Source organism: Methylobacterium sp. J-090 (assembly GCF_022829345.1).
In the GTDB taxonomy this organism is placed as follows: domain Bacteria; phylum Pseudomonadota; class Alphaproteobacteria; order Rhizobiales; family Beijerinckiaceae; genus Methylobacterium.
Map to the genome: position 1 here is coordinate 1 of NZ_JAKSXV010000030.1, position 9,436 is coordinate 9,436.

Consider the following 9,436-nt stretch of genomic DNA (forward strand, 5'->3'; position numbering starts at 1 on the left):
GCTACCAGCCGCCTGCGCCAGAGGTCCTCATCTGGCCAACCGAACCGAGCGGATCAGTGCCGTCCGCTCGCCCTGCCATCGTCACGCGACCGACGATGCACTAACTTCGAACATGGGCCACCGAACGGGGGCAGGCCAGCCGGCACGCACGCGGACCAGAACTACGCCGGCTATCGCGACCGCCATGAAACCCTGATTTCTCCCGTCGTCCAATGGGAAGATGCGAATACGTCCATTCTGGCGGGGTTACGGCACGTCGACCAGAGAAGACCCATCGGACAATTTACGTTTCTCAACCCCGACGTGAATGTTCCACATCCCATACTCAAGATTCCACGCGGCACCGCCTACTTCAATCCCGATTTGAATGCTTCTAGCCGCAACACGACGGTTTACTCGGATTTTACCCACAGATTCGGAGATGTGTTCGGTATCGACACGACAGTAAACAACAAATTCTCCTATGACATTTTTTCAGATGATATCAATTCATTCACATGGGTGAGAACTGGTTCCGCGAACGCGGGGCTTGACCAGTTTAATGCAAGGCAGAGATTCGTCACGTCGAGCGGCAGTCGGCTCGTCAACAGGTCAGACCTCACGCTGGTCTACGATGCCGGTTTTGCGAAGCAGACATCGATCTTCGGCTTGGATTACCAGGAAGCAGACGCAAAATCTGCAATCAGCCTTGGTCAAATTACAAAAATAAATCCCTATATCCCGCCGATACAGCAGGATTTGTTTCGCGTCACTTCAACAAGGCCTATCGATTACGACAATCGGGAGTCCAGACAGGTCGGGTACTATTATCTCGAGAAGTTCGACACGCTGGATAATCGTCTTCATATCCTGGGGCAGGTTCGCTACGATCAATCGCGTTTTGACAGTTGGTCGGGCTATGCAGGCCGCAAGGACGTCGAAGTGAGCCGCGTCGAAGGTTTGTCCTGGGTCGCCGGCGCTGCCTTTGACGTGACCCCATATTTCACGGTCTACGGGAACCGGTCGAACGGCTTTCGGCCTCAGCTTGGGACATTGGGAGATACAAAGAAGGCGGCCCCCCCGGAAGAGCGAGACCAATGGGAAGTCGGGGGGCGCGCGTTCCTCTTCGACAAGAAGCTGAGCATCACGGCCTCGTACTCCGATATTGCGGCTTCCAACGTCGCGCGATGCGATCCTGAGTTGGGGTGCAATTTCCTTTTACTGGAGAGTGGCCAGCGCTCAAAATCTTTCGAGCTCGATGTCCAGGGCGAGATCTATCCTGGTTTCAACATCATCGGATCGTTTGCGTCGACCGTTGCAAAAACCAGCGGGACGAACGGCGGTTTCGTCAAGCTTGATGGAAGCCCTCAATATACCGCAAGTCTTTGGGGTACATATACATTCCAATCCGGCATGTTTCAGGGATTCACCCTGGGCTTGGGCGGTCGCGGAAACTCGAATAGTGTCATTTACCAGAGCTCTGGCACGCCCCCGCCCTTCGTCGTTCCGGGCTATGTGACGGCCGATGCGATGATCGGTTACGATTACGATCGCTGGTCCCTTCAGTTCAGAGTCAAGAACTTGTTGAACAAGTACGGATACCTGCCGAGCTACTCGGCACAGTTCATCGGAATCGCCGAGAGCAGGACCTTCCTCCTTCAAGCGAAATACTCCTTCGAGTAGCCCGGCCGTCACAACGAAGCCGATCTCTCGATCGCAGGCGCTCCGGTCCATGCACATTCCCCCCACTTCTCAGGTGGCACCACCGGATCGCGTCCTCACGGTGCACGACCGCCTGCATCCGATTGCGCCCGCGTCCGCTCCGTCCATCGTCTTGCGGGGCCGACCTGCCTCCACCTTCGCGGGCGGAGCGGTCTCGTCTCACGGACGGCACGGCGATCCGGCGAGATTTCCAGGGCCATTGGCCGCCGCATGGCCATCGTAGAGCCATGACCGCCGGAGTGTCGCCGGACCGGTCGGATCACCGCATCGACGCGCATCTGTTCCGGCGCATCGTCCGGCTCACGGTGCCGTTCTGGCGTCGCCCGCAATCGTGGCCGGCCTGGATCGGTCTCGGGGTGCTGCTCGGCCAGGGGATGCTGCTCTCCTACCTCGTCGTGCGCGCCGCGGCCCTGCTGAAGGACGTCACCGACGGCCTCCTGAGCCGCGACCAGGCGGCGTTCGAGGCCGCGCTCCTGGCCTACCTGCTCGTCTTCACGGCCAAGACCCTCGTGCCGCAGGCGCGCTTCATCGTCGACGCCTTCGTGGAGGCGGCCTGGTCCCGGTGGCTGAGCCGGCACGTGATCGATCAATATCTGGCCGAGCGTGCCTATTACGACATCAGGCTGCAGGGCGATCTCGACAATCCCGATCAGCGCATTGCCGACAGCGTGGGGCCGTTCGTCGAACACGCGATCCGGATCCTGCAGTGGACGGTGGGGGTGGTGGCCCGGCTCGGGGCCGCCGTCGCGGTCTTCGTGGCGCTCGATGCGCGCTTCCTCCTCGTCGTGCCGGTGCTCGGAATCGTGCAGATCGCCGCGACCACGCTGACGGTTCCGCCCCTCGTCCGGCGGCAGGTCGCCGTGCAGGTGGCCGAGGGCGATCTGCGCCGCGAACTCGTCCACATCCGCGATCACGCGGAGGCGATCGCCTTCTACGGCGGCGAGGCGATGGAGAGGCGTTCGGTGATGGAGCGCACCCGCGCGGCTGCGGACCGCATCTTCCGCCTCGACCGGTTCCAGGCGCTCCTCCACCTGACGGTGCACGCCGTCCTGGCCTTCGCCTGGATGGCGCTTCCCTACGTCGTCCTGGGCGAACAGGTGGCGACCGGCACGATGAGCTACGGCACCCTGGCGCAGGCCACGGCGATCACGCTGATGATGCGGGGCGTCGTCGAAACCCTGACGGCGATCGTGTCGTCCTTCGGCGAACTCACCGTCCGGGTCGCCCGGCTCGCTCCCCTTCAGGAGCGCTTCGATGCGATGACGCGGGCGCGTGCCGACATGCCCCGGATCGCGTTGCGGGGCGGGCATGGTCACGTGGCGGTCGCGGCGCTCACGCTCGAGACGCCGGACGGTGCGCGCCGCCTCGTGGAAGGCCTGTCCCTCACGGTCGGCCGGGGGGAGAGCCTCGTGATCGTCGGGGAGACGGGGGTGGGCAAGAGTTCGCTCCTGCGCGCCATGGCGGGCCTGTGGACCCGGGGGCGGGGCCAGATCGCCATGCCGCCTTTCCGCGACACGCTGTTCCTGCCCCAGCGCCCCTACTTTCCGGGCGGTTCGCTCCGGGCGCAGCTGCTCTACCCCCATGGGGCCGAGCTGTCCGACGACGCACTCCTGGACATCCTGGCCGCGGTGCGTCTGCCCGACCTGGCCGCGACCCATGGCGGCCTTTCGGCCGTGCGGGACTGGTCGCAGATCCTGTCGGGTGGCGAGCAGCAGCGCGTCGCCTTCGCCCGCGCACTCGTCGCACGGCCCGGCTACGTCTTCCTCGACGAGGCCACGAGTGCCCTCGACGCGGAGACGGAATCGCATCTCTACGGGCGGCTCGCCCGCAGCGGGGCGAGCTACATCAGCGTCGGCCACCGGCTCGGCATCGTCGCCCACCACACCCACATCCTCACGCTGAAAGCCGGGGGCCGATGGGATCTGGCACCCGTCGAGGCGCGGGCCCGCGAGCGGGCGGACGCGCCGTGAGCGGGACCGGCGAGGAGGCCGCCCGCTTCGATCCCTCCGTGTCGTCCTCCGCCGGCCGGGCGGACCTCGGGCTCGACCGGCTGCTCCTGCGGCGCATCGGGCGCTTCTTCGTGCCGTTCTGGACCCGACGTGCCGCGTGGCCGTACTGGATCGGCATGGCCGCGATCCTCGGCCAGACGACCCTCGCCACCACCCTGAACCTCGCCGCGTCCTACGTCCTGAAGGACATGACCAACGCGCTGACGGGCCGCGACTGGACGCTCTTCCGGTGGCAGTTCCTGCTCTACGCGGCGATCTTCCTCGGCGAGATCCTGGTGGCCGGGCTCGCGATGATCGTCGCCGCCTGGATCACCAGGGGCTGGCGAATCTGGCTGACCGCATGGATCACGGGCCGGTATCTCGACGGCCGCGTGTACTACGACATCGCCCAGAGCAGCGACATCGACAATCCGGACCAGCGCATCCAGGAGAGCCTCGCAACCGTCGTCACCCTGTTCTTCGGCCTGCCGGTCCAGGTCTTCGGCTCGGTGGGGGCCCTCGTCGCGGGCAGTGCCGTGCTCGCGACGATCGACGGGCGGCTGGCGCTGGTCGTGATCGTCGTCGGCCTGGCGCAGGCCATCGCGACCTATCTCGGCTACGTGCCGCTCGTGCGCCTGCGCTACGCGGCGGCGATGGCCACCGGCAATCTGCGTTACGCCCTCGCCCATGTCCACGGCAACGCCGAAGCGATCGCCTTCTACGGGGGCGAGCCGGCCGAACGGACCCGGCTGCATGGACTCGTCGGCGCGGCGGTGCGCCGGGACCTCATCGTCACCCTGTTCCGGCGTGCCGTGACCGACATGGCTCCGCTGCTGTTCGGGCTTGCCTGGGTGGCGATCCCCTACCTTGTCCTCGCACCCCGGCTGCTGGCGGGCGAGATCGATTTCGGAACCCTGATGCAGGGAACCGCCGTCTCGGCCACGGTCTCCGCCACGGCCGCGGCCTTGCTCGGTATCCTCGCTCCGCTCTCCGGCGTCGCCCCCCACGCCGTGCGCATCGCGCAGATCGTCGAGCGCTTCGACGGGCTCGAGGCGCAGCAGGGGGCCGGGGCGGGCCAGGGGATCGCGCGTGAGCGCCGGCGCGACACCGTGGTGCTCGACGGCCTGAGCCTGGAAACCCCGGGCGGCGAGCAGTGCCTCGTGCGGAACCTGAGCCTGACGCTCGAACCGGGGGAGAACCTCGTCATCGTCGGCCGGACGGGAGTGGGCAAGAGCTCGGTCCTGCGCGCCATGGCGGGTCTCTGGACGCGCGGCGAAGGACGCGTGGTGATGCCGCCCGCTGCAGACTGCCTCTTCCTGCCGCAGCGTCCCTACGTGACACGGGCGGACCTGCGCACCCAACTCCTGTATCCGCACGGCGGTGAAGTGCCCGACGCGGTGCTGCTCGATGCGCTGACGGCGGTGCGCTTGGCCGATCTCGCGGCGATCCACGGAGGTCTCTCGACGGTCAAGGACTGGGGACAAATCCTGTCGCTCGGCGAGCAACAGCGGCTGGCCTTCGCCCGCGTGCTGATCGCGCGGCCGCGCTTCGTCCTCCTCGACGAGGCCACGAGCGCGGTGGACGCCGCGACGGAAGCACATCTTTACAGTGTGCTGGTCGAGACGGGCGCGCGCTTCGTCAGCGTCGGCCATCGGGTGGGCATCCTGGACCACCATACGCAGATGCTGACGCTCGAGCCCGGAGGCGGCTGGATTCTGACGCGCCTCAGGTCCGCCGGCCGCCACCCCGACATCCCGGCCTAACCGCTTCGGGGAAAACGCCCGGCCGCCGACCACCTACGGACCGACGCAGCAGGGATTGAGCGAGCGCTCCGACCGGAGACGAGGGAGCATCGCGCTCCGAACGACCCCGTCGATCATGCGGACCGTCGCGGATCGTGATCGCATGCGCCCCATCCGCTTCCCCCGGCCGGACGGATACGCCCTTCGCCCGCACGCAGCGCGATGTTGCGGCCTTGCCGGGAGCATCCCCGCCGCCGGCACATCCGAGGCCGGCCCCTTGATGCGAATGGACGCCTGGGCCTAGACTAATGAAACATCGGATTTCTCTTCTCTGCGTTGCATGTGGCACGAGTCGTGCTTGGGTTTATAAATATAAAGTTCTATCTTTACGCGAAACACGCCAACCGTATTGGTTGAAGGCGTATATCCGCTGACAACTAATCGTTATGACAAGTAAGGTAATAAGAAATACATTATAGAATACAAACATATATCATTTTGCGGAAATACTTATCAGGGAGGGGCAATACAACGACCGGCCGTGCCAAGCGGCCTGTGTGGAAAGCGAAGAGCGAACAGCTGGCGTGGCGGGCAGCGAAAGAGACGCGTGTGGGGGTTAGAGATGGCAAGCGTTGTGGTTGGACAGAATTCACGGCTGGTCGAGACCCTGTTCCGAGAGCATTCCTCCTGGCTCGGCTCCTGGCTGTCGCGTCAGCCCTGGACGGTCCAGGCGTCCGAGGACATCGTCTCGGATGTTTTCCTGTCGCTTTTGACACTGCCGAACATGGCGAGCGTGCGGGAGCCGCGGGCCATGATGACCACGATCGCCAAGCGGATCATTTTTGATGCGCGTCGCCGCAAGACTCTTCAGAACGCCTACGAGGATGCCCTCCTGGCCATCCCGGAAGCGGTGGACGCCTCGCCCGAGGAGCGTCTCATCATCATGCAAGCGCTTCAGAAAGTGGATCAGGTGCTCGCCAGCCTATCGCTCCGAGCCCGCACGGCGTTCCTCATGAGCCAGATTGATGGTATGTCGAACAAGGAGATCGCACGGGAACTCAACGTTTCACTCGGGGCCGTGAGCAAGTACATGACCCAGGGATTTTCGGCGGTCTACTTGGCCAAGATTGAAAGCTGAGGGCATGGCGAAGGCCCGAACGCGGGACGGCATTGCCGATCTCCGCATCGATGAGAGCGGGCGTGCCGCCATCAACTGGATGGTCACCTTGAACTCCGGAAGCATGACCGAGCGTCAGGCCCGTGATTTCGAGCGCTGGCGCCATGCCAGCCCTGGGAATGCCGAGGCCTGGAACAGAATGTCGGGCGGCCTTCAGCCTTTCGACGTCCTGGCTCGGTCCGGGCTCCCGCACGGCACGGTCGCCCGGTTACGCGAGCCGGCGATGCGACGCGACCGCCGGACGGTACTCCGCGGCCTGGTCGGTCTGGTTGCCACGAGCGGCGTCGGAGCAGCCTCCCTGCAACGCTTCGTGCCGATGGAGGACGTCCTCAACGATCATTACACGCGCACGGCGCAGCACGAGCGGTTCCAGCTCACCGACGGCAGCGACGTGATCCTCGCGCCACGCTCGTCGCTCAACCTCGCCTCGCGACCGGAAGAGCGTGGTCTCGAGTTTGTCCGGGGCCGGATGATGCTCGACGTAGCGAGCCGGGACGCTCGCCCCCTCATCGTCGACCTCGGCCCATTCCGCTTCAACGCGTCGGCCGGATCGTTCGTGTTCGATCGGCGCGACGGACGCCTCGCCGTCACGGGACTTACGGGCGGCGGCACGCTCATCGGGCCGGAACGTCGGGTCACCGTCAGGGCGAGCGAGCGCCTCAGCCTCGACGGGACCGACGTCACGCTCAGCAAGGTCGATGCCGGGGCGGAGGCGTCGTGGACAACCGGACTGGCGGTCGTCGACAATGAATCCATCGCCAGTATCGTCGAGCAGATTCGCCCCTACTTTGCTGGGTTCGTGAGGCTGGATCCCGATGTGATGGACCGGCGCGTGTCAGGGGTCTTCAACCTTTTCGACCCGGTCGCCGCTCTGGATACGCTCGCGCGATCGGTCGGCCTGACAATGGTCCGAACGGCCGGCTTCTGGATCAAGATCACACCGTCGGCTTGAGCGGAGGTCGGTCCTCCCGACCACCGCCGTTGATCTGGTGTGCTTTCACGCTCTTATCCTGTCCGACAAGCGTGACGTGCCGCGACCGTTCGACGGGCCTCACCCACCACCGGGGAAGACAGGAGCGACGGTCGTCATTTCACCCCAGAGCCGTCGCGAGGTCCCTCCCCGTCGCGAGAGGGACCCCGGCCCGGCTTCGGCAATCGCACGCGGGGGAAGCGCCCCCGTTGGGTCATCCGCAGATCACATCAAGCAAGTGTCGGGCAGCCTCGACGTCACGCAACAGGCACGGATCGCCGAGACAACCCCGTCAATCGCACGCGATAAGCTTGGCGATCCGGCGCTGCCGCTGCAGGATCGCGCGCAGATATCCGATGGCGCCTTCCTGCATCGCGCGTAGAACCTGCGGATCCTCCTGTACGTCCCGTCGCATCGACACGAAGAACTCGGACCCGCCGGGTTCCGTCGCGGCGATCTGGTTGAACACGAACGAGAACAGGCCAAGTCGCGTCGCCTCCTCGATCACGTCGAGGAAGGACAGCGGCGTGAAGACCCAGCAATGGCAGGGCGCGTGTCCCTCCGGATCGAGCGAAGCGACCGCGCGCGTCTGCGCAACGGCGAGGGCCTGCTCCCCGTGGAGGCGCGGAGCCTGCGATGGATCCTCGCCCTCCCAGATTGCGGCCGGATCGACGGTGCGCGCCTCGTAGGTATGGGCGAAGACCTGCCGTGGGCTCGGGCGCTCATAGGAGAGCAGGTCCGCCTCGACCAGCTCGCCGATCGTGCTGTCCGGGCGTGCCACGTCGGCCATGTAGCGCCTGTCGGGCAGCGACAGGTTGATCACGCCGCCAGGGCGCAGCACGGTGTGGATGCCGCGGAACCAGCCGAGGAGGTTGGGCACGCGGTGCGCCACCTGACAGGCGATGGCGAAGTCGTAGTCGGTCCGACCGAGCAGAACGGCCAGGGGAGCCGAGCCGGCCCAGCCATAATCGACCGGAACCGCGTCGGGCAGGTCCGCGTGTGCGTCGACCGTGAAGTCGAGATAGGTAACGCTCAGACCTTCCGGCAACGGCGTTGGCTTGGACGCCGCACCGAACTCCAGCCCTCGCCCCTCCGGGAGGCCGACATCGTGCGTGAGCCGCGCAAGGCGACGGTCGGCAGATCGTCGGCCCAGGAAGGCGTCGAGGGACAGGGTGCCGGCATGCATGCATCCCAACCTAAGACATTTGTCAGGCGACTGCCAGAACGAAGCGGTGCGCGTCCGCGCCCCATGCGCATTCATCCGCGAGGGTTTGGGCGAAGACGGCGCCGAGGCGGTCGCGCTCGGCCTCGACGAGGGGTCCGTCGACCGCGACCGGACGGCAGCGGCCCGACAGGCCCGGCGGCACGAAATCCGGGTTGTGCAGCGCGTGGTCCGAGGCCTCCGCGAAGAACGGGCGGCAGCCGATGTCGAGGAAGCTCTCGGCCGGCAATCCTTCGGCGAGCAGGATGTCGTGGGCATCGAGCTCGACGTGCCAGTAGGTGACGCGCTTGGCGCCGGTGCGGGCGATGGTCGTGCCGTTGACCAGATACATGACCGGCACGAGCACGCCGTCCTGGCCGTCGGCGTCGGCTCCGACGAGGACGGGGTGTCCGGGCGAGAGGAGGAGATCGCGGGTGGGCAGGCCATGGCCGAAGGCGCCGGCGCGGATGCGGACGGGGGCCTGATCGGCGGGCATCGGCCGTTCGGTGCCGAGGTGGCGGTGGCCGGTCCAGGTGACGGTGCGGCGGCGGCCGGAGGCGGTGATGGCGCTGTCGCCGACCCGCAGGTCCTCGACGGCGACCTCGCCCCGCGCCGTCAGGATCCGCGTGCCCGCCACAAAGCACAACGCAAAGGGAG

At 65.8% G+C, this 9,436-nt stretch carries 7 protein-coding genes; 5 read left to right on the forward strand and 2 right to left on the reverse strand.

From position 1 onward, the window contains the following. Positions 1-303 precede the first annotated feature (303 nt). The 5 genes from MKK49_RS04400 (at position 304) to MKK49_RS04420 (ending at position 7,560) form a co-directional block, all read left to right on the forward strand. Positions 304-1,662, forward strand: a complete 1,359-nt coding sequence (locus MKK49_RS04400; RefSeq protein ID WP_244026844.1) for a TonB-dependent siderophore receptor — start codon at positions 304-306, stop codon at positions 1,660-1,662. A 266-nt stretch (positions 1,663-1,928) separates the two neighbouring features. Then, positions 1,929-3,671 carry an ABC transporter ATP-binding protein/permease gene (locus tag MKK49_RS04405; protein ID WP_244026845.1) on the forward strand — a complete coding sequence of 581 codons (1,743 nt, stop codon included), beginning with the start codon at positions 1,929-1,931 and terminating at the stop codon, positions 3,669-3,671. Beyond that, complete coding sequence (locus tag MKK49_RS04410; RefSeq protein ID WP_244026846.1) at positions 3,668-5,452, forward strand: ABC transporter ATP-binding protein/permease; 1,785 nt, start codon at positions 3,668-3,670, stop codon at positions 5,450-5,452. Before MKK49_RS04405 ends, MKK49_RS04410 begins: the two co-directional genes overlap by 4 nt. 601 nt (positions 5,453-6,053) lie before the next feature. Beyond that, positions 6,054-6,569 (forward strand): sigma-70 family RNA polymerase sigma factor, encoded by a 516-nt coding sequence (locus tag MKK49_RS04415; protein WP_244026847.1) that lies wholly within the window; start codon positions 6,054-6,056, stop codon positions 6,567-6,569. A 4-nt stretch (positions 6,570-6,573) separates the two neighbouring features. After that, the gene (locus MKK49_RS04420; protein ID WP_244026848.1) at positions 6,574-7,560 is read left to right on the forward strand and encodes a FecR family protein; all 987 of its coding nucleotides are present in this window, start codon (positions 6,574-6,576) and stop codon (positions 7,558-7,560) included. Between the two features lie 310 nt (positions 7,561-7,870). Here MKK49_RS04420 and MKK49_RS04425 read toward each other — a convergent pair whose 3' ends face one another. Together MKK49_RS04425 and MKK49_RS04430 are read right to left on the reverse strand one after the other, a co-directional pair. Further along, positions 7,871-8,764, reverse strand: a complete 894-nt coding sequence (locus MKK49_RS04425) for a class I SAM-dependent methyltransferase (RefSeq protein WP_244026849.1) — start codon at positions 8,762-8,764, stop codon at positions 7,871-7,873. A gap of 22 nt (positions 8,765-8,786) precedes the next feature. Then, on the reverse strand, positions 8,787-9,436 hold a 650-nt coding region (locus MKK49_RS04430; protein WP_244026850.1), incomplete at its 5' end, for a Hint domain-containing protein.